Raw genomic sequence first — 19,211 nt, 5'->3', positions numbered from 1 at the left:
GCTACACTAATAGGTTATTTGTCATAATTCAAAAATATTATTTAACCTCAATTCGATATAAGAATTACTAATTCTTATATCGAATTGGCTTCTTATAATGAAGAATGCATTCTTGAAGCGGCTGGCACGAATGCATTTTAATCTATTACCGCTAATAATTTTATTTTTATACTTATAAAAATAAAATTATTAGCAAATTAATATTTAACAATCAGGTGAGCAGCCGCTTCAAACCTGATTGTTTCTATATATATCAATATATCCCGGAAGTTCGATGTAACTTGTTACATCGAACTTTCGGTTACTTACGACCACTACCAAAGGAATAGATTAATTTACCTATTAAGGATTCAATATTAACTGCTGACTGGGTGTATTTTATCTGATCACCTCCAGCCAAATTTTCTTCAGATGAACCGGGAGTTACGGATATATATCTACTACCAAGTATTCCACTTGTGACTATTGCTATACTAGTGTCTTTAGGTAACTTTATATCATTATTGATGTTAATGGTTAATAAGGCAAAAAAGCTAGTTTTATCTAGAGTTATGTTAGTTACTGATCCGATTTTTATACCCGCTAACATCACACTACTGCCTTGAACTATCCCTTCCGCATTCTGAAAATTTGCCTTAACTATATACCCAGATGCAACTTTTGATGAGTTACCAATTTTATAAGCAAAAACAAAAAAGGCTAAAGCAACTAGTAGTACTATAAAGCCAACTAAAGTTTCTATAACATTATGTTTCATTATTTTGATTTATCTAAAGGTTTCCAGCTACTATATTTAGCTTCAGTTGTACTATTTTTTATTAGGTTATGAGATAAGCTAGTGCCAGTAATATTAAGGAGATAATTTTGTTGCCAGTCAAATTTATTATTGTTAGTTGGTACTTCATTAGTCATATAATGCAACCAAGCATGCCACATGGGAGGAACTTTCGATGCTTCCACTTTACCTTTATAAACCACCTGTCTTTTAGCTTGACCTAAATAATTCTGCTTTTTACTTTGATAATATTTGTTACCAAATTGATCTTTTCCAATCTCCTTAGAGAAAATAGGTATAAAAAAATTATCTATGAATAACATTTAAGTATTTTTATAGCAGTTTTTTTTCCTTGCACAGCTAGTCTATCAGCCACTTCATTACCTTCATTATTATTGTGACCTTTAACCCAATTCCAAATAATATAGTGTTTACTTAACTCTTCGTACAATTTTTTCCATAAATCAACATTCTTGACGGGATCATTGTTGTTTTTATGCCAGTTATTTTTTATCCATGTGTTAATCCACTGTGTTATTCCAAGCTGTAAATACTTACTATCTGTGTAAACTTCTACATAGCATGATTTTTTAAGAACTTTTAATGCTTCAATTACTGCTGTCATTTCCATTTGATTATTAGTGGTATATAGTTCATGACCGAATATACTCTTCTGCTTTAAAGGCAAGCTATCATGAAACTTCGTAGAGTTCTCACATATATCTAACATGTTTAACTTTTTTTTGTTATACCAATTTTTCAAAGCATTTGTATCTAGCTCTACACTAGCTCCATGAAACTGTAATAACGCTCCCCAGCCACCTGGTCCAGGATTACCTGAGCAAGCTCCATCAGTGTATATGGTAACCTTAGGCAAAGTAGCTTGACTCTTTGAAATACTTGGGTCTTGTATATTCATTATAATTTAACCTGAGTTATGCGAATTCGCGTAAATTATATAGTCAATTCAGGAGGATTTGGTGCTAGGAGCGATGGAGCGACGCCTATATGTAATAGGCGAGCGACGAGTGACGACGTCACCAACTTCTCATCAATTGACTATACCTCTAAATAACGCCAAAGTCTGTCTGTACCTTTGCTAATACCAATCCTAGGAGTATTAATAAATTTAGGGGTATTACCTACATCAATAATACAAAAAGACTTATTAGTAGTTACATCTTGACCATTTTGGGTTTTATTAATTCCAAGAGTACGACATAATTTACCAGGTCCATCAAGTAAAACTTGTAAAGGACTATATTGATACACTCCCCTAATTAATACAGCAGCTGGAAATCCCTGTTGTTCTGTTACTATATTTAAACAATAATACATACCATAAATCAAATATACATATGCATGACCTGCAGAACCATACATAATCTTTGTACGGGACGTTATACCCTTTGCTGCATGACAAGCAGGATCATCTTCTCCAACATAAGCTTCTGTTTCAATAATTCGTGCTTCTATATTACCAAAGCACAAAACCTTTCCAAGTAACTCTTGTGAGACAATAAGCGTATTTCTTTCATAAAATGTTTTTGGAAGTATTTTAAACATCTTAGTGGTTTAATAAAATATGATATAATTGTATTGATGCAATATAATTCACTATTACATCATTTCACAGCTTTTTCTTGACAAATATTAAAGGTGAGATATTTTGTACTTAGATTTGTATATTATAGAAAGATATTTGAGATTATTACATATATGTCAAAAGCTAAAACAGCATCTAAAAATAACCCAACCTCTAGAGAACAGGCAAAGGAGTATTTTCATAATGGACAAAAAATTAGACCTGTAAAACTTATATCCGGTAAATCTTCTTTTTTGGCAGCAGAATATGATGTATCAGGAGATTTGGTACTTGGATCTGATGGCAAGGCATTACCTTGGGACAGAACAAAGATTTAGCCTAAATATTAAGTTTTCAAACAAGTTTGTTGACCTTACATGTAAAAAGGTATATAAGCTACCTATCATTCATACGGCTTGGGGATGTAGCTCAGGGGTAGAGCATCTGCTTTGCACGCAGAGGGTCGGGGGTTCGATTCCCTTCGTCTCCACCACTCTCCTATTTTAATTAATAAGTTTATTCATCATATATTTAAATTTGGTTTTTTACTACCAAATGTATGGTATCTCTTACAATAAGTAGCAGCAACGTATAAAAAATAATCATCCTCTATATTCACTTTTTTCAAGAGTACTTTTTTATAGAATCTTTCGTAAGTAGTAACGGTAATTAAGCCGGCAGATGACAAAGTACCAAGCACAGCCCAAAGTAACGTATTAATTGGTGTATATAGCAAGTCCTCGTCAATTAGAATGATGACAGATTTATCACTACAAGTCATTACTCGGCGAATTAATTTGCCAAGAGTACAATAATCATAAGGTCCTTTAGATTCAATAATTTCTACTATTGTTAGTCCTTCTTGTTGGCTGGTAATAATGACATCATCTCTAAGACTAAGGTCATAAGCTGGATCAGAAAAAATTATTGCTTTGGAAGGTAAAGTTGTTTTATCTGTCATGATGGTATCCCCTTTATGATTAAACTTAAAGTCAGAACGCCCTCGCAAAGCGAGGGGCTTGACGGTTATGAGCAGCCCAAAGGGCTGCCATTGTTAATTAAAATTCTCCTGATTCGTCAGAGCCTAAACTATCAAGTTGCTCTTGATTCTTAATGTAGTGTTTGATCTGATTCTCTTCAAATCCTACAGTTGAGACCGCATAACCTCTAGCCCACAACTTTTCTCCATTAAAATTACGTTTTCGTCCACCAAACTGCCTAGCAACGGCTATAGCACTTTTCCCCTTGATATAGCCTATTACTTCAGCTACAGAATATTTAGGAGGAATCTTGATGAGCATATGCACATGATCTTGTACCATATGCCCCTCTATGATCTTGCTCCCACGTTGAAAAGCTAACTCATGGAATACGTTCCCAAGATATTTTCTAACCTTCCCGTACAATTCTTTTTTACGACACTTTGGAGTTAACCACTCTGCACTGCAAGTGCAGAGCTTAATATTACGGCATGAATGCCTAATGTATGTACTAACTTAAAAGTTAGAAACTATTTGTGTATGGCTCATTTAGAAAGTGTCACAACACAAAAAGAATATATCTGTGAAGTGTAAGATTTTGTTAAAAAATATCTGTATGATTCATTCTTATCTTTTCTTGATAAGATATTTAAAATTTATGTTGAAACGACGCACTGCAAGTGCGGGGTTTTTCTCCCAAAGTGGGACAATAAACACAATATGATATTTGCAATCCCATTTAGAATGATTTAAACTTTCGTATGTTGTCATATATTTTCTCCTTTGACCGTCAAACCAAAGAAGTTATATATGATAACTTTTTATTTTATACTAAATCTAAAGGCCAAGCCTTGATGGTCTCACTAGTCAAACTAGTGGCTTACCTATCATTGAGTTATTAAGTTTTAACCACCAAAGAATCTTGATAGATTGCTTTGGCGATCGGGGAGTTTGAAAAACTGCCATTCAACAGTTACGCTAGCCTTTAGGCTTAAGGAAAAAACCTTAAGCCCTGAACATAGCTAACATCTCCCCGACCATTACAGTCGAGGATTCATCATTTAATGGCTGATGATTACCATGAATGGATTACAGGTTTCGACACCCCAAAGTAACTTTACAGTTACTTCATTTTTAATTCTAAACTATACTCCCCTAAAGTCAATAACAGTTTTTTTACTGTGAATTGTTATTTTCGTTGTCTTCCTTGGTACGTTCATTACATTCTTTTATAGGTATAATATTTTAGCTCTTTTTATTTTTATAATTTTATCTTAGCATCCAACATAATTTTATATTACACAACTGTGAATTCATGACATGTAACAAAAAATAATTTGTTTTTTAAGATTTTGTTGCATTTAACTTTAATTTTAGCTTTGTAAGTGATACTTTGCTGAATGAAGATATTTTTAATTTACAGGTTAATTATTTTAAGGCTATATGAGATTAGAAAAGTGGTTAGAGCTGCAACAAATGCAAATTCATATATTTGCTAAGAGAATAGGTAAGAATAGAAGTCAAGTACATAAATATATCCATGAAGATGTTATGCCAATGCATGATGTCATTATTAAAATTTATATTGCAACTTTGGGGGCAGTTTCAGCTAATGATTTCCATAGGCTTTCTGATAAATTATTTGAGAAAGAAAAATTACATGCTAATTCTTTTCATAATGATTAGTAGATCAATCGTAATTAACATATCAAAATCCAATCTATAATTTCTTTTAAATCTTGACTATATGGGCTTGTTGATATTTTCTCTCTTCTTTATATTATATTCTGTCACCTAATTCAATCTGATTTACTATATAATTATTTAGTTAGCAATTAAAACTATAGGTTATTATTTCTATTGTATTTGTAATCTAAGTATGTATAATGCAATAATTTACGATTGAATTATGCTATTTCATATGTTACTATATAGACATGAGTTTATAATTCATTTACTAGAATGGCAAGAAAAAATCACTACATGAAAGCAAGTTGATCAATTTATTGGAAAAATTTTCTTCTCTGAGATTGGCAAAAGGTTACACATGGCAACAACTTACTGATTTAATTGAGGTAACCCATCAACAATTAGTGAGATAAGGTTTCCTTTATGCTATTGTCTGAAGTAGCTACATTAATAGCACATCAGCCAGTAAAGCCATAATGTGGATGGTCGCAGATGTGGAAAGAGTTTGGCGCACCCGAGAGGAGTCGAACCCCTAACCTTATGATCCGTAGTCATATACTCTATCCAATTGAGCTACGGGTGCTATATATACTCTTCTGTTTAAAGAATTGCTTTTTGAGATATTATTGGATTCACGTACCAAAGTACGCTGAGTGCGTTCCTAATTCATTTTCAATTCGTAAGACCATTCGAGTATACTTGAATCCTAGATAGCATAGTGTGTTCATTTTTATAAAACATCTTAAAATTGAAAATTTTTAGAAAGAGTATACTATATCCCTAAACTCCTATTATGTCAAGATCATAAGTTTCCAAACCTAGAACAGAAGAATAGATATCGAGGTTTGCAAAAAGTTTAGTCTAGAAGAATTGTTAAAATTTAACAGAAGTCATTGGTCATGCGAGAATAATTTAAACTGGATAAAAGATAAGGTTTTTGAAGAAGATAAGTCAACTATTAGTACTGGAAAAGCACCGTTAATAATGTCATTATTGAGGACAATAACTCTTTCTGTAATAACTTTATTTTCAAACAAAATTACTGAAACTAGAGAAAATTTTAACAATTATAGACATAGGTTATTTAAATTATTTTCAACTTAAAGTTGGAATTTTTAAACTGCCCTGAACCTAGAACAGCCTAATTAAAATATTATTTAGCCAAACCAATTTATTAAAGTAAAAGTGATAGCATAATGCATGACTGAAGCAAAGATTGCTGCTGCAATGTCATCTACCATAATACCAACACCCCCTTTGATATTAGCATCGAGCCAATTTATTGGCCATGGTTTTATTATATCAAAAAATCTAAATAACACTAAGGGCAAAGCAAATAAAAAGATAAAATTTATTAGTTGTGAACTTAAATATTTTGTAAGTCCTGAGTAGTTTACGAAAACCACAGAAAAACAACTTAGTATTATTGTTAGCATTTGACCAACTACCTCATCAATCACCACTTCTTTTGGATCGTCCTGTGTATCATACTGTATATATATTGAAGAGAAGTACGTGCCTAATATAAATAACAATAGGCAAATCAAAAGAGTAATAATAAAGAGAGTAATAAGTTGTGCTTGTAAAGTTGTGAAATTAGTAAATGAAAAAATTAGTTGATTAGTTATAGAAAGATATAAGATCAAATAGCACAAAGGGAAAGCAGCTAAAGACCCAAATGTACCAGGACAATATTTTATTCTACCTATATAGAAAAAAGTTACAAAAAGTTCTACAAATTTTTTTCTTTTAGACATAATTCTGCTTAATTTTCTGATAATTCAAATAATTGATGCAAACAACGTATTGTTTTCTCGGTATCTAGATCTTTTATTAGGATAGAAATTCTAATTTCTGAGATTTGTATCTTTTTCACTGATATATTTTCTTTTTCTAGTTCATTTAATACCATACCAAGTAGGGTCTGATCATTTTTAATACCATAACCAATAATTGATACTATAGAAATTTGACTATCAATGATAAAATTATTTATTTGATTAGTATTTTTTAGATCATCTAGTAAATGTTGTAATTTATTTTTATCAGATAGTTGGATAATGAAACTATATTGTATATTTGTCTTAATATTTTCCATTAATTCTAGGTGAATATTATGGTCAGCGATGAGTTTGCATATCTTAGAAAAACTCAATTGGGAGGATACCAGTAATTGTAATAAATTTTTGTTGGAAGTAATACCAGTAATTTGCCTATTTTCCATAATTTTATCTCTAGATGTTATTAGTGTACCATTTTTTTCATGGTATAATGGGAATAAAAACGACGATAAAACGCGTATGGGTACATTATATCTAATAGCAACCTCTAAGGAACGTGGATGCAACACTTTAGCTCCACAAGATGTAAATTCTAGCATTTCTTCAAAACTAATCTGTGATAATTTTGTTGCTCCCGGGACAATGCGAGGATCGGCAGTAAACACTCCTTCCACATCAGTGTATATATCACATCTATCAGCTTTCATAGCAGCTGCAATTAAAGAGGCGGTAGTATCTGATCCTCCTCGACCAAGCGTTGTCAACCTATTATTATTGGTAACACCTTGGAATCCAGCAACTATTGGAATGATGTTTTGCTTAATACATTCTATTAACAAACTAGTAGAGAGTTGTTCAACCAAAGCTTTGCTATAATTATCATTGGTTAGAATCGGTAATTGCCATGCCAGCACAGATCTTGCACTCATGCCTTGTTCTTGTAGTTTAAGGGCTAGTAAAGATGCTGTTACCATCTCCCCGCTACAAAGAGCGGCATCATATTCTGCGAGTTCTGAATTGGTCTTAAGACTAGAGACTTCATTACATAGAGTAACTAGTTGGTTGGTAACCCCGGTCATAGCTGAAACGACAATTATTACTTGATTGCCATGCTGCTTTTCAAGCTTAATTATTGGAATAATTTCTTTTATTCTTGCAATGTTAGCAACGGAAGTTCCACCAAATTTTTGAACTATTATTGACATAAATCTGCAAGCGTAATTTTCGATGTCATTCCTACGTAGGTAGCAGAACCTAAAAAAATAGACCAAGACGGTTTGTTAAACTTTTTTAGGCCTCTGTCTACGTAGGGGTAACATTGTGTGGTGAATAGGGATGACATCTGCAGGCAGAAATAGCATCATCACTGCACAATATTGACTATTTTATAGTCTCTCTTACTAGAAAATTCTACTTTGCCTGCAATCAATGCAAATAACGTATGATCTCTACCAAGTCCAACATTTTTACCTGGGTAAAATTTAGTACCACGTTGTCTAACAATAATGTTACCTGGTATCACATATTGTCCATCATATTTTTTAACACCCAACCTACGACCGATCGAGTCTCTGCCGTTTCTAGAACTACCACCAGCTTTTTTAGTTGCCATTTATATATCCTTAAATAAATCCTATTATAGTTTAGTAATGTCTAATATTTTCAGTTCGGTCAATTCCTGCCTATGACCAGTCTTGCGACGATAATTCTGTCGACGTTTTTTCTTAAAGACAATAACCTTACTATCTTTAAACTGGTTAGTAATTTCGGCAGTAACAAGAGCTCCTTTAACCATTGGCGTACCTATAAAAGATGGCTTTGAATCTTCACCAATCATCAATATTTGGTCAAATTGGATTTTTGCACCTCTTTCACCGTCAATTTTTTCTACTTTGATGACACTGTTTTTGCCGACTTTATACTGTTTCCCGCCTGATTTGACGATTGCGAACATGAAAAATATCCTAACTAAAATTTAAACAAATTAAGTCGACATTATATTACCAGCAACTATTTTAGTCAATAGCAATTCGTAATTAAATAGATACTGCTATAAATAAAAGATAGCCCGTATTATTTATAATAATACAGTTTCTAATCATTATTATTGACCTTGTATTGTTGACATGATTAGTATACTCTTCTGCTCCTACGAATTGTTTTTTGAACAATACCATGGATTCGCATGTTCACCATTCATTTTCAAATCCAATTCTTCAAATCATTTGAGTATAACAACGATAGTTGCTTGCCTTATCACAACCACACATTCTGTCTTCTATGCTATAATTTTATTTTAGTTTTAACTATTACTTATTTTGGATTTATTTGTTGACTCTTCAGTTGTCTTACACTTTTCTTGTTGTTCAAGTATGCTCAAAATACTTTTGATATACAGTTCGATATCCTCTAAGTGATACACTACGCTTAAAATGTTATCATCTCTTTTACTGGTTACAGCACTTAACTGTTGTAGTTCTTTAAATAAACGAGATATATCTGCCTTAGCTTTGCCAAATATATTTGAGAAATCTTTACTAGTCATACCAATTGCAATAATTAACGCAGTGTTATAAAATGGTTTTTTAACTGATAAAAGGTAATCAAATAGCTAGGTTAATATTACCGTAAGGTTTTGAAGGTCATGATTTTATAAAAATGATGAAACATGAGCCGCATGGTCGAAATCGTATACGTTTATTGGCGATGTATCACCTTCAATTAGGCAAATCTTTTAAAGCCATATCTGATACTAATTATCTTTCAAAATAGAATTAATATGGTATAATGAGGTTATAAAGTTAACCACTCTGCACTGCAAGTGCAGAGCTTAATATTACGGCATGAATGCCTAATGTATGTACTAACTTAAAAGTTAGAAACTATTTGTATATGGCTCATTTAGAAAGTGTCACAACACAAAAAGAATATATCTGTGAAGTGTAAGATTTTGTTAAAAAATATCTGTATGATTCATTCTTATCTTTTCTTGATAAGATATTTAAAATTTATGTTGAAACGACGCACTGCAAGTGCGGGGTTTTTCTCCCAAAGTGGGACAATAAAAATAAAAAAAGTAATGTCAGGTTATCAATATGTTTATCCACCTGAAACAATTTGTCGGATGGAATTTTTGTTAAAATTGGCACCAGAATTAATAGCGTTTCGCAAGATACAATGTATTTATTTGCGTGCCAAGTTTTCATATTTACCTAAGCAGATTTCTGAAATTACCGGTTTAAGTATTAGTCGAGTTAGGCAAATTCATACTGCTTATTATCAGCAAGGAGAATCAGTATTAAAAGAAACTAAAAGAGGAGGTAGGAATCATTGTTATATGGATGAGTCTAATGAAAGTAAAATACTGAAATCTTTTAATCATAGGGCATCTCAAGGAGAAGTTGTAGTAGTCAGAGAAATACAGAAAAAATATGAAGAGGTTTTGCAGAAGAAAGTAACTAAATCAGCAATCTACAAACTTTTACATCGTCATCATTGGCGTAAAGTTTTTCCCCGTCCTCATCATCCAAACCAAAATAAAGATGAGATGGAATCTTTTAAAAAAACTTCGGCTCAGTGGTTACCGCCGCCAATGTCCGGTCTAAGTCGGAGGGACTTGAGTTACAAGTGATGTTTCAAGATGAGTCTCGTTTTGGACGAATAAATGATATAAAAAGATGTTGGAGTTACAAAGGTAACAGACCTGCTGTCGCTAAACAAGTTATCCGGGAATATAGTTATATTTATGGAGCATTTAGTCCAATGACTGGAGTATCGGATATGTTAATCTTACCTTATATGACATCAGAATGTATGAATATTTTCTTACAAGAATTATCCTCAAGGCATCCGGATAAGTTTATTTTGCTGATATGTGATGGTGCAGCAAATCATCGTCAAACTTCTATAACAATACCACAAAATATAATGATTCATCATCTTCCACCTTTGTCTCCTCAACTAAATCCTGCTGAAAATATGTGGGAGGAAATAAAAGAAAAATTCTTTTACAATAAATTATTTCATTCAATGGAGGATGTGTTAAATAGAATGTCAGATGCTATATTAAAATATGAAGCAAGTCCTCAAATTGTTAAATCTATCACTAGTTGGAATTGGATTATTAATCCTATTAATTCTGTTTTGAAAGATAATTAGTATGAAATAGTGAAGTCACACTGGAAAACTGTGCAATCATGGCTCAGAAGATTTAGGAATCATGGTTTTGAAGGATTATTTGAATCACAAAGAAGCGGTGCCCCTAGGAAGATTAACACTATACAAGAGTCTGCTCTTTTTGATAAAATCAATACGCTCAGTGAAAGTAAAACTGGTGGGTATATAACTGGAAAGGAGTTACATATCATGTTACTTGAGGAATATGGTGCTAAATGTGCTTTAAAAACAGTCTACAATACTATGCACCGCCTTGGTTTTAGCTGGATTACTTCTCGTTCAATGCATCCAAAGTCAAATCAAGAGACTCAAAATACATATAAAAAAACTTTCCAGATATGTTAACAGAATTATTACCAAAAAATATCGATAGATGTAAAGTTGATATATGGTCTCAAGATGAAACTCGAGTTGGGCAACAAGGTAGCTTAACTCGTATATGGGCTAAGCGTGGCACTAGACCCCGTAAAGTTCGGCAACAGCAATGTATACCTGCAGCAAAACTGCATAACTTTATCTAATGTTTTGGCTCTGTACAAATAAGTGTGTAAATTTTTCAAAGGTTATATAAAAATATAATATAACAAAAGGAGAAATTATAATGCACCAAAAACAAAATGAAGCAATGAATCAAGCGATAGATTTATTAATAAATAATGATACAGATATATCAACATTACTTAAAGAGGATGGTTTATTAAAACAATTAACCAAACGGCTTGTAGAGAAGGCATTGCAGTCAGAGATGAATAATCATTTAGGATATGATAAATATTGTCATACTGATAGTGATAATGTTCGTAATGGTAGGAATGTAAAGAATCTAGTAACAAATAATGGAGTTGTAGAGATTGAGGTTCCAAGGGATAGAAGTAGTACATTTGAACCTGCATTAATTCCGAAGCGTCAAAGACGTATTGAAGGATTTGATGATAAAATAATATCATTATACGCTAAAGGAATGAGCTTATCTGATATTAAGATTCAAATGCAAGAATTGTATGGAGCTGACGTTAGCGAAAGTTTGATAAGTCAAATTACTGATGATGTAATTGAGGATGTCAAGATATGGCAAAGCCGACCATTGGATCGAGTATATGCTATAGTATTTTTTGACTGTTTAGTAGTAAAAGTACGTCAAGATAAACGAATTATCAATAAGTCTGTATATGTAGCATTAGGTATTGATTTATCTGAAAGGAAGGATATTTTAGGATTGTGGATCAGTGAAAATGAAGGAGCGAAATTTTGGCTTGGTAATTTTACTGAGATGAAGAACAGAGGTATGCAAGACATGCTTATTGCTTGCAGTGATAATTTAACCGGTATGTCTGAGGCAATAGAAGCAGTTTTTCCGAAAACCGAACATCAATTATGTATTGTACATCAGATTAGAAATAGTTTAAAATATGTATCATATAAAGACCGAAAAGAATTAGCGGCTGATTTAAAGCCTATATATACTGCTAGCACAGAGGAAGAAGCACATCTTGCTTTAGAATCTTTTGAAGCTAAATGGAGTAAACAGTATCCACAAATTGCTAAATCTTGGTATGTTCATTGGGAAAATTTAATGGTTTTTCTAGGATACCCTGAGGCGATAAGGAAAGTAATATACACAACTAATAGTGTAGAATCTGTCAATAGCCAATTACGTAAGGTTACTAAGAATAAACGGGTTTTTCCAAATGATAATGCTGTTTTTAAGACCTTGTATTTGGCAATTGATTATATGACCAAGAAATGGGTTATGCCGATTCCAAACTGGAACGCAGCTATGGCTCACTTTTTGATAAAATTGAGTCAATCATTTAATTTGTGTAAGTTCATTTTTTATTTTCCAATAAATCATATTTAAAATCTCCACAAAGTATTTCAAATTGATTTAAAGCTAAAGACCAATCTTTAATAGGCATGGTCCATTTTTTGGCTGCATTTTGTAGGGATAAAAATATTATTTTTTGAATTGACTTATCATCTGGAAACACCCCCTTATTTTTGATAATTTTTCTAATTTGACGATTTACAGATTCTATAGTGTTAGTAGTATAAATTACCTTTCTGATCTCTTCAGGAAAGGCAAAAAACGGTATTATCCCAGACCAATTACGTTGCCAAATATCAGAAATTACCGGATATTTTTTATCCCATTTTACACCAAATTGCTGAAGTTTTAAACGTGCCATTTCGTCATTATTAGCTGTATAAATTTGTTTTAGATCTGATGTGACCTCTTTTAAATCTTTATATGACACATACTTTACTGAATTGCGAACCATATGTACAATACATAATTGTTACTATAGTACTCGGGAATACACTGCTTATAGCTTCTGGAAAGCCCTTTAAACCATCCACACAAGCAACATAAATTTGTTCAATTCCTCGATTCTTTAACTCAGTAACTACTTGCATCCAAAATTTAGCACCTTCATTTTTGCCTATCCAAATGCCAAGTAACTCCTTTTTCCCTTCTATATTTACAGCAAGTGCTAAATATACTGCTTTATTTATTACTATGTGATTGTCTCTAGATTTTACATAGATACAGTCCAAGTATAATATTGGATACACCCTATCTAAACAACGATTTTGCCACCTAGTTACTTCTTCTATCACCCCATCTGTTATGGTGGATATCAAGTCACCAGATACATCAGTTTGATATATTTCTTCTAAATGCCCTCGGATCTCGCTGACTGTCATACCGCGACCATAAAGGGATATCACTTTCTCATCAAATCCATTAAATCTCCTCAGCCCTTTTGGTATTAATTGAGGATTATACTCTCCTTCCCGATCTCTTGGTACTTCTACTGTCAGCTTACGACCATCCCCATCAATTACTGTCTTCTCATAGCTACCATTACGACGATTATTATCTACTTTTGGCATCTTGCTATGTTTTGAATATCCTAATTCATGATCCAACTCACTTGCTAATATTTTCTCAACTATTTGCTTCTTTAGCTGTTGAAATAAACCATCTCGACCAAATAACTCCGATGGATCTGCTTTTGATAATAATTCTTCTACTAGCTGATTACTGATGTCTAATGTATCTTTATCTGTATCTAATTTTTTAGCCATAATTCCTCCTTGCTTGCTTAAGTTACTTTTTTTACAGTAATCTCTTACTGCTTTCTTTGCAACTTACACAAACTATAGGACAGACTCATAAAATTTGAAGGTAGAATTTAAGCCCTATGAAAAATTTACACACTTAATTAGAAAGGCTCATAATTTTTTCATTTATCCTCCTTTTGTTCATATCGAGCCAAGCAAATACGGCAAGGCAAATATGATTTCTCTGAGCTCGACCCGTGCGTGCCTGACAGCGTTCAATACCACAAGTTTGTTTTAATTCTCGATGATAAACTTCTATAGACCACCGTGCCTTAACAATTTTCTCTATTTGTTCACGTGTTGGATTTTCTAAGTTAGTTGTTATGTAATCAATGCGACCATTTTTTGCCACAAACTTAAATACCGTAACCCAACCGTATCCACGTAGGTGAATTTTTAGTCCCTCATCAGGAATCTCTAAACTTTCTAAGCTAACATTATGATTAACTTTTCTATTTTTTCTTAGGTTACTAACCCATGTCCAACCTAAATTACGTATATGTTTCAAATTCTCCAAACCGCTATACCACGCATCCATTACTACTGCATCAGGATTGATCCCTCTTTCCTTAGCTAAAGTAAGCATATCACAAAAATGCTCATTCTTTGTTTTTCCATCAGTTTCTTTATCATATATTCTATAATCTACAGGGGTAGATTGATCAGTTTTAGCATTGTAATGCAGTAAGTTGACCATCCCTATACCAGGTATAACATCATGTACAGCTCCAGAATATTGATAATGTACAAGCTCAATTTTCTTACTGTATTGCTTTGACAATAACGTGTCATCTCCCACTAATAAACAAGAAGCTTCCCTATCAATATATTTTGACACTTCTCTGTAGATCCCGCTAGGGCGGAAATCCTTACTATTTAACCATCGACTTGCACTATCATGAGATAGGTTTATTGGACTTACTTCAGATAATGCTTTACCACTATATCTTACGCTACTTGCTTGTAAAAATGATTTATATAAGTCTTTGCTACATTTTGATCTTGCCATGCTTAACTAAAACTCTTTCTTGCTAGATTAACATATTTTTTGCTAAGTGCGAAACTCCTGTAAAGGTGAAGGTTATAATGGACTGAAAAAATTAGACAAAGAAGCAGGTATTTTTGTTTCTCAATAAGTATAGAATAATAAATAACCTCAGTTTGATGTAAGAGGAAGGTTGAGATTGTTTAATTTTCCAAAAGCTACAGAAATTTTATTAGGCTTAAAAACATAGGCAAGCAGTCCAGCTAATACGTTAGTTTGAAAATTCATAACAGATCTGTGCCTTGTATGGTCTATATGACAAAGGTTTTTTAGTTGATCGTTAATGGTTTCAATAATATACCTTTTATTTAAAAACCGCTTTTTAATAGGATCTATTATTTTTTCTTTCATATTACTTTTAATTTTTGTTATTAGTTCTAAACCTTGATTAGCAAGGGATTGAGTGAGTTTTTTACTGATATACCCACGATCACCAAAAAGCCAGCCTTGTAATTTATCTACTAAATTTTCCACCACTGCTCTATCATCAACATTTCCTGGAGTTAAAGAAAAACTCATAATCTCTCCGCAACTGTTAATGACAATATGTAGCTTACAACCAAAGAACCACCCAGTGGAAGTCTTACCTCTTTTTGCTATGTCTTTGAATACTTTATGTCTATTAATTCTTAAATTATGGCAAGCAGGAAGTTTAGTAGAGTCGATATAATATTGACCAGTTTGTTTTCCTGATAGGCTTTTTAGCAGTAACACCATGGGCATGAAGCTCATTGGCATTAACTGAATAAAACGACTATAGCTCACAAGTTTTGGAAATTCCTTTCTATAACTTTGACATAGGCAGCATAAATAAAAATCTTTAAAGGTACGGTAGTGACTCAAGTGAAACATTACTATAATAGTAATAATCTCTGAGAGTCCTATACTGCAAACTACTTTACGCTTACGGTTAGGATTTGGTAATATATATTTATTTTGCTCCGTATCAAAATGCTTGCAAAAATCATCAATTAAGCAGAAAATCTCCGTAAGAGGGATCATAATATATTCTCCAATTTTGTTGTTATTATTCGAGAACTTTATAATCCCTCCCTTCTTACTTTTCAAATATTCTTTCTCCTAACACACTAGTTTAAAAGAAGGTTTTATTTTTACCATAGCTCACCACCAACAGTTTGTTTATGTTATTACATAATGCTTAGCATTTTGTTTGGTGCTTACGTCAAACTCAGGTTAAATAAAATTAAAGAGAAACAAATGGGTAAAAAACAAATTAAAAATTTTAGTGCAGAAGCAAAAACTAAAATAGTATTAGAGATGTTAAAAGAAGAATCAACAATAGGTCAGTTATCGGTCAAATATGAAGTAACGGCTAAAACTATGCAAAACTGGAAACGACAATTTTTAGATAATGCGTCATTGGCATTTGAGCCAGCAAAAGCTGTTAGTGAGTACAAAGGGCAGATTAGTGAACTTAAGAATCAAAACGATGAACTTGCAAAAGCATTAGGTAAGGCTACAGTCGAGAGGGACTGGGCGGTGGGAAAGCTAAACAGCTTGGACTTATCAAATAAGAAAAGTCTTGTCGACCCCAAGCTGAGTACGTTAGCAAAGACAAGGCAATGTGAACTATTAAAGATAAGCAGATCTGGAGTATATTATAAAGCTAAAGTAATGAGCTTATATAATCTTGATATTTTAAATAGAATAGATGAAATATATACGGATAACCCTGAGTATGGTTATCGTTATATATACAAACAATTATTGGAAGACGGCTTTAATGTGGGCAGAGATAGGGTGCTTAAATATATGGGAATAATGGGTATAGAAGCTATTCATCCTCATAAAAAGCAATCTACTTCTGTGAAGGATGGTCAACATAAAATTTATAGCTATTTGCTTGAGCCGTACTGGCACAAATCAGGAACGAATAGAACTATTCATGTACCTTATGTTAATCAAGTGTGGAGTGGTGACATTACTTATATTAGAACTAACGGAGGATTTATGTATCTTGTGGCGATTATAGATTGGCATAGTAAGGCAATACTAAGTTATAAAGTATCTAATTCTATGGATGCATCACTTGTAACCGATGTATTAAAAGATGCACTGAATAAATACCCTGCACCACAAATATTCAATAGTGATCAGGGTAGTCAATATACTGGACATGAGCATACGGGAATTCTAAAAGAGAATAATATACAAATCTCAATGAACGGTAAGGGTAGAAGCATTGATAATATTGTGATTGAAAGATTTTTTAGAACTTTAAAATATAATTGTATATTTATAAATGATTTTAAAAATATCGCAGAACTTAAAGATGGTATTGATAAATACATGGATAAATATAACAATCAAAGATTCCATTCAAGTATTGGTTATAAAAAACCGATGAACGTGTATCTTGATTACTTACAAAATGCAGCTTAAAAATTATGTAAAATGGGAAACAAAATTAGTGAAAAATTTGTCTTGAAAAATCAGTCCAGTTTCGGTGGAGACTTATTTACTTTAGTACAGAGAGAAAGAAAATGTAACTTTATTCAAGCTCAGAAATATTTACAAGAAATGGTTGGTATGCCAACTGTCTATAAACAAGACCTATTAGTAGATTTGGTAGTAGATAAGTCTTACAGGCAAGCTAAAATCCAGAATCAACAAGAACAAAACAGAGAGATAGCTAAGATAAAACAAGCGGAAGGATTATATGAAAAATCAAGTTCTGTACTATATTCTACCAATAATAATGTAGCTAGACAATATTTAGGTAAGCACCGTGGAATTGAAACAGTATTAGAAAAATTCCAATTAAGCCAAGACCTTAAAACTAACATGATGTGGGATAATGGCAGCAAACAATATTATCCAGCCTTAATTGCCTTCGCACGAGATCAAGAAGGTAGAATCACTGGTGGACAATCGATCTATTTAAACCAAGAAACAGGTGCTAAAGCTGATATTGCCGTTAATAAACGTTCATTTGGTAAAATTAGTGGTTGTTTTGTAGAAATTCAACAAGATAATCAACAAGGGGATAACTCAAGGAGTAACATAACAATTATAGCAGAAGGAGTAGAAACAGCTTTAAGTTTGCAGGAAGCAGGTATTAAAGGTAAAATCATCTGTAGTTTAGGTATAAGTAATATTAAGAATTATCAACCTACAAAAGGAGAGAAGATAATCATTGCGGCAGATAATGATGGACAAAGTGCCGTATCAGTTAGTAGTGTCATTAAAGCTAAAGAACAATTAACAGCTAAGGGTGCAGTAGTATCAGTAATAATGCCGCAAGATATGGGGGATTTTAATGATATGCTCAAAGCTCAAGGAGCAGAATCTATTAAAAAGTTTATAGAACCTGAAATAGCAAAATTAATATCAAATGAAACACTAAACGAAAAAACAACTAAATTTACTGAGTCATTAAAACCAGTTAATAATGCTGACAATAGTTAACCACTCTGCACTGCAAGTGCAGAGCTTAATATTACGGCATGAATGCCTCATGTATGTACTAACTTAAAAGTTAGAAACTATTTGTGTATGGCTCATTTAGAAAGTGTCACAACACAAAAAGAATATATCTGTGAAGTGTAAGATTTTGTTAAAAAATATCTTATCTTATCTTTTCTTGATAAGATATTTAAAATTTATGTTGAAACGACGCACTGCAAGTGCGGGGTTTTTCTCCCAAAGTGGGACAATAAATCACAAATCAAATCTATAGAACTAGAACTTGGAAAATCAGCAAATCGCGATATATTACAGAAGTTTCAATGGCAAATAAAATCATTGGAAAGATTTACTACTAAGGAGAACATAAATACAGCCTTGCAAATATATAAGGAAAAAGGCATAGAGTCTTTTATTCTCTATAGCAAGAATAGTTGTTCTAAAGCTATTGAGCAGAAAATAACAAAAGATTTGCAAATAATGAAAAATAAGTTTGCTCCTAATTATAATTTAGGTAATGTTAGATTCTGCGATATAGTAGTTAACCACTCTGCACTGCAAGTGCAGAGCTTAATATTACGGCATGAATGCCTCATGTATGTACTAACTTAAAAGTTAGAAACTATTT

The 19,211-nt window shown here is 32.5% G+C and carries 24 protein-coding genes, 2 tRNA genes and 2 pseudogenes; 13 read left to right on the top strand and 15 right to left on the bottom strand.

The window, feature by feature from the left end:
- Positions 1–301 precede the first annotated feature (301 nt).
- The 4 genes from mlaD to AAHN00_RS10945 all read right to left on the bottom strand — a co-directional run bounded on the left by mlaD (position 302) and on the right by AAHN00_RS10945 (position 2,341).
- Positions 302–757 (bottom strand): outer membrane lipid asymmetry maintenance protein MlaD, encoded by a 456-nt coding sequence (mlaD, locus tag AAHN00_RS10960; protein ID WP_342271284.1) that lies wholly within the window; start codon positions 755–757, stop codon positions 302–304.
- Positions 757–1,098 carry a complex I NDUFA12 subunit family protein gene (locus AAHN00_RS10955; RefSeq protein WP_342271283.1) on the bottom strand — a complete coding sequence of 114 codons (342 nt, stop codon included), beginning with the start codon at positions 1,096–1,098 and terminating at the stop codon, positions 757–759. The genes mlaD and AAHN00_RS10955 overlap by 1 nt, the downstream gene beginning before the upstream one ends.
- Entirely contained in the window at positions 1,086–1,652 is a 567-nt protein-coding gene (locus AAHN00_RS10950) for a ribonuclease HI (protein WP_342271282.1), read from the bottom strand. Before AAHN00_RS10950 ends, AAHN00_RS10955 begins: the two co-directional genes overlap by 13 nt.
- A gap of 182 nt (positions 1,653–1,834) precedes the next feature.
- Positions 1,835–2,341: a DNA-3-methyladenine glycosylase gene (locus AAHN00_RS10945; RefSeq protein WP_342271281.1), complete on the bottom strand. Its 507-nt coding sequence runs from the start codon at positions 2,339–2,341 to the stop codon at positions 1,835–1,837.
- Between the two features lie 153 nt (positions 2,342–2,494).
- On the opposite strand from AAHN00_RS10945, the gene AAHN00_RS10940 reads away from it, so the two are divergent.
- The gene (locus AAHN00_RS10940; RefSeq protein ID WP_341748342.1) at positions 2,495–2,698 is read left to right on the top strand and encodes a hypothetical protein; all 204 of its coding nucleotides are present in this window, start codon (positions 2,495–2,497) and stop codon (positions 2,696–2,698) included.
- An 80-nt stretch (positions 2,699–2,778) separates the two neighbouring features.
- Positions 2,779–2,853 (top strand) — tRNA-Ala (locus AAHN00_RS10935).
- Between the two features lie 30 nt (positions 2,854–2,883).
- Here the strand turns inward: AAHN00_RS10935 and AAHN00_RS10930 are convergent.
- Both AAHN00_RS10930 and tnpA read right to left on the bottom strand, forming a co-directional pair.
- Positions 2,884–3,321, bottom strand: a complete 438-nt coding sequence (locus AAHN00_RS10930) for a hypothetical protein (RefSeq protein WP_342271280.1) — start codon at positions 3,319–3,321, stop codon at positions 2,884–2,886.
- A gap of 97 nt (positions 3,322–3,418) precedes the next feature.
- Entirely contained in the window at positions 3,419–3,844 is a 426-nt protein-coding gene (gene tnpA, locus AAHN00_RS10925; RefSeq protein WP_342271231.1) for an IS200/IS605 family transposase, read from the bottom strand.
- A gap of 52 nt (positions 3,845–3,896) precedes the next feature.
- Between tnpA and AAHN00_RS10920 the strand changes: the two genes are divergently transcribed.
- On the top strand, positions 3,897–4,064 hold the full coding sequence (locus AAHN00_RS10920) for a hypothetical protein (RefSeq protein WP_342271279.1): 168 nt from the start codon (positions 3,897–3,899) through the stop codon (positions 4,062–4,064).
- A gap of 719 nt (positions 4,065–4,783) precedes the next feature.
- Positions 4,784–5,026, top strand: a complete 243-nt coding sequence (locus AAHN00_RS10915; RefSeq protein WP_342271278.1) for a hypothetical protein — start codon at positions 4,784–4,786, stop codon at positions 5,024–5,026.
- A 509-nt stretch (positions 5,027–5,535) separates the two neighbouring features.
- Here AAHN00_RS10915 and AAHN00_RS10910 read toward each other — a convergent pair.
- From AAHN00_RS10910 to AAHN00_RS10885, 6 genes are all read right to left on the bottom strand, one after another.
- Positions 5,536–5,612 (bottom strand) — tRNA-Arg (locus tag AAHN00_RS10910).
- A 574-nt stretch (positions 5,613–6,186) separates the two neighbouring features.
- Positions 6,187–6,786 (bottom strand): phosphatidylglycerophosphatase A, encoded by a 600-nt coding sequence (locus AAHN00_RS10905; protein ID WP_342259898.1) that lies wholly within the window; start codon positions 6,784–6,786, stop codon positions 6,187–6,189.
- Between the two features lie 8 nt (positions 6,787–6,794).
- Complete coding sequence (locus AAHN00_RS10900) at positions 6,795–8,015, bottom strand: aspartate kinase (protein ID WP_342271277.1); 1,221 nt, start codon at positions 8,013–8,015, stop codon at positions 6,795–6,797.
- 158 nt (positions 8,016–8,173) lie between these two features.
- Positions 8,174–8,422, bottom strand: coding sequence for a 50S ribosomal protein L27 (rpmA, locus tag AAHN00_RS10895; protein ID WP_341755317.1), 249 nt, complete (start codon positions 8,420–8,422; stop codon positions 8,174–8,176).
- 24 nt (positions 8,423–8,446) lie between these two features.
- A complete protein-coding gene (gene rplU / locus AAHN00_RS10890; RefSeq protein WP_341751386.1) occupies positions 8,447–8,764 on the bottom strand; it encodes a 50S ribosomal protein L21 in 318 nt (105 codons plus the stop codon).
- A 348-nt stretch (positions 8,765–9,112) separates the two neighbouring features.
- Positions 9,113–9,355, bottom strand: coding sequence for a hypothetical protein (locus tag AAHN00_RS10885; RefSeq protein WP_342271276.1), 243 nt, complete (start codon positions 9,353–9,355; stop codon positions 9,113–9,115).
- 363 nt (positions 9,356–9,718) lie between these two features.
- Between AAHN00_RS10885 and AAHN00_RS10880 the strand changes: the two genes are divergently transcribed.
- The 5 genes from AAHN00_RS10880 (at position 9,719) to AAHN00_RS10860 (ending at position 12,844) form a co-directional block, all read left to right on the top strand.
- On the top strand, positions 9,719–10,441 hold the full coding sequence (locus AAHN00_RS10880) for a winged helix-turn-helix domain-containing protein (protein ID WP_342271275.1): 723 nt from the start codon (positions 9,719–9,721) through the stop codon (positions 10,439–10,441).
- Positions 10,441–10,968: an IS630 family transposase gene (locus tag AAHN00_RS10875; RefSeq protein ID WP_342271274.1), complete on the top strand. Its 528-nt coding sequence runs from the start codon at positions 10,441–10,443 to the stop codon at positions 10,966–10,968. Before AAHN00_RS10880 ends, AAHN00_RS10875 begins: the two co-directional genes overlap by 1 nt.
- A gap of 9 nt (positions 10,969–10,977) precedes the next feature.
- Positions 10,978–11,331: a helix-turn-helix domain-containing protein gene (locus AAHN00_RS10870; RefSeq protein WP_342271273.1), complete on the top strand. Its 354-nt coding sequence runs from the start codon at positions 10,978–10,980 to the stop codon at positions 11,329–11,331.
- Positions 11,325–11,507: a hypothetical protein gene (locus tag AAHN00_RS10865; protein WP_342271272.1), complete on the top strand. Its 183-nt coding sequence runs from the start codon at positions 11,325–11,327 to the stop codon at positions 11,505–11,507. The genes AAHN00_RS10870 and AAHN00_RS10865 overlap by 7 nt, the downstream gene beginning before the upstream one ends.
- Before the next feature lie 80 nt (positions 11,508–11,587).
- Positions 11,588–12,844, top strand: a complete 1,257-nt coding sequence (locus AAHN00_RS10860; protein WP_342271271.1) for an IS256 family transposase — start codon at positions 11,588–11,590, stop codon at positions 12,842–12,844.
- Here the strand turns inward: AAHN00_RS10860 and AAHN00_RS10855 are convergent.
- The 3 genes and pseudogenes from AAHN00_RS10855 to AAHN00_RS10845 all read right to left on the bottom strand — a co-directional run bounded on the left by AAHN00_RS10855 (position 12,813) and on the right by AAHN00_RS10845 (position 16,159).
- Positions 12,813–14,076, bottom strand: a pseudogene (locus AAHN00_RS10855) (IS256 family transposase). The gene AAHN00_RS10860 and the pseudogene AAHN00_RS10855 sit on opposite strands and share 32 nt — an antisense overlap.
- Positions 14,077–14,209: 133 nt before the next feature.
- Complete coding sequence (locus AAHN00_RS10850) at positions 14,210–15,121, bottom strand: transposase (RefSeq protein ID WP_342271270.1); 912 nt, start codon at positions 15,119–15,121, stop codon at positions 14,210–14,212.
- Positions 15,122–15,268: 147 nt separating this feature from the next.
- The gene (locus tag AAHN00_RS10845; RefSeq protein ID WP_342270981.1) at positions 15,269–16,159 is read right to left on the bottom strand and encodes an IS982 family transposase; all 891 of its coding nucleotides are present in this window, start codon (positions 16,157–16,159) and stop codon (positions 15,269–15,271) included.
- Positions 16,160–16,312: 153 nt separating this feature from the next.
- Between AAHN00_RS10845 and AAHN00_RS10840 the strand changes: the two genes are divergently transcribed.
- From AAHN00_RS10840 to AAHN00_RS10825, 4 genes and pseudogenes are all read left to right on the top strand, one after another.
- On the top strand, positions 16,313–17,560 hold the full coding sequence (locus AAHN00_RS10840; RefSeq protein WP_342271269.1) for an IS3 family transposase: 1,248 nt from the start codon (positions 16,313–16,315) through the stop codon (positions 17,558–17,560).
- Positions 17,561–17,623: 63 nt separating this feature from the next.
- Positions 17,624–18,559, top strand: a pseudogene (locus tag AAHN00_RS10835) (toprim domain-containing protein); the annotation flags it as partial.
- A gap of 130 nt (positions 18,560–18,689) precedes the next feature.
- On the top strand, positions 18,690–18,857 hold the full coding sequence (locus AAHN00_RS10830) for a hypothetical protein (protein ID WP_342271268.1): 168 nt from the start codon (positions 18,690–18,692) through the stop codon (positions 18,855–18,857).
- Positions 18,858–18,922: 65 nt separating this feature from the next.
- Positions 18,923–19,195: a hypothetical protein gene (locus tag AAHN00_RS10825; protein WP_342271267.1), complete on the top strand. Its 273-nt coding sequence runs from the start codon at positions 18,923–18,925 to the stop codon at positions 19,193–19,195.
- The last annotated feature ends 16 nt before the right edge of the window (positions 19,196–19,211 follow it).

Source organism: Candidatus Tisiphia endosymbiont of Parasteatoda lunata (assembly GCF_964030955.1).
Lineage (GTDB): Bacteria > Pseudomonadota > Alphaproteobacteria > Rickettsiales > Rickettsiaceae > Tisiphia.
This window is presented reverse-complemented; position numbering and strand designations above follow the sequence as displayed.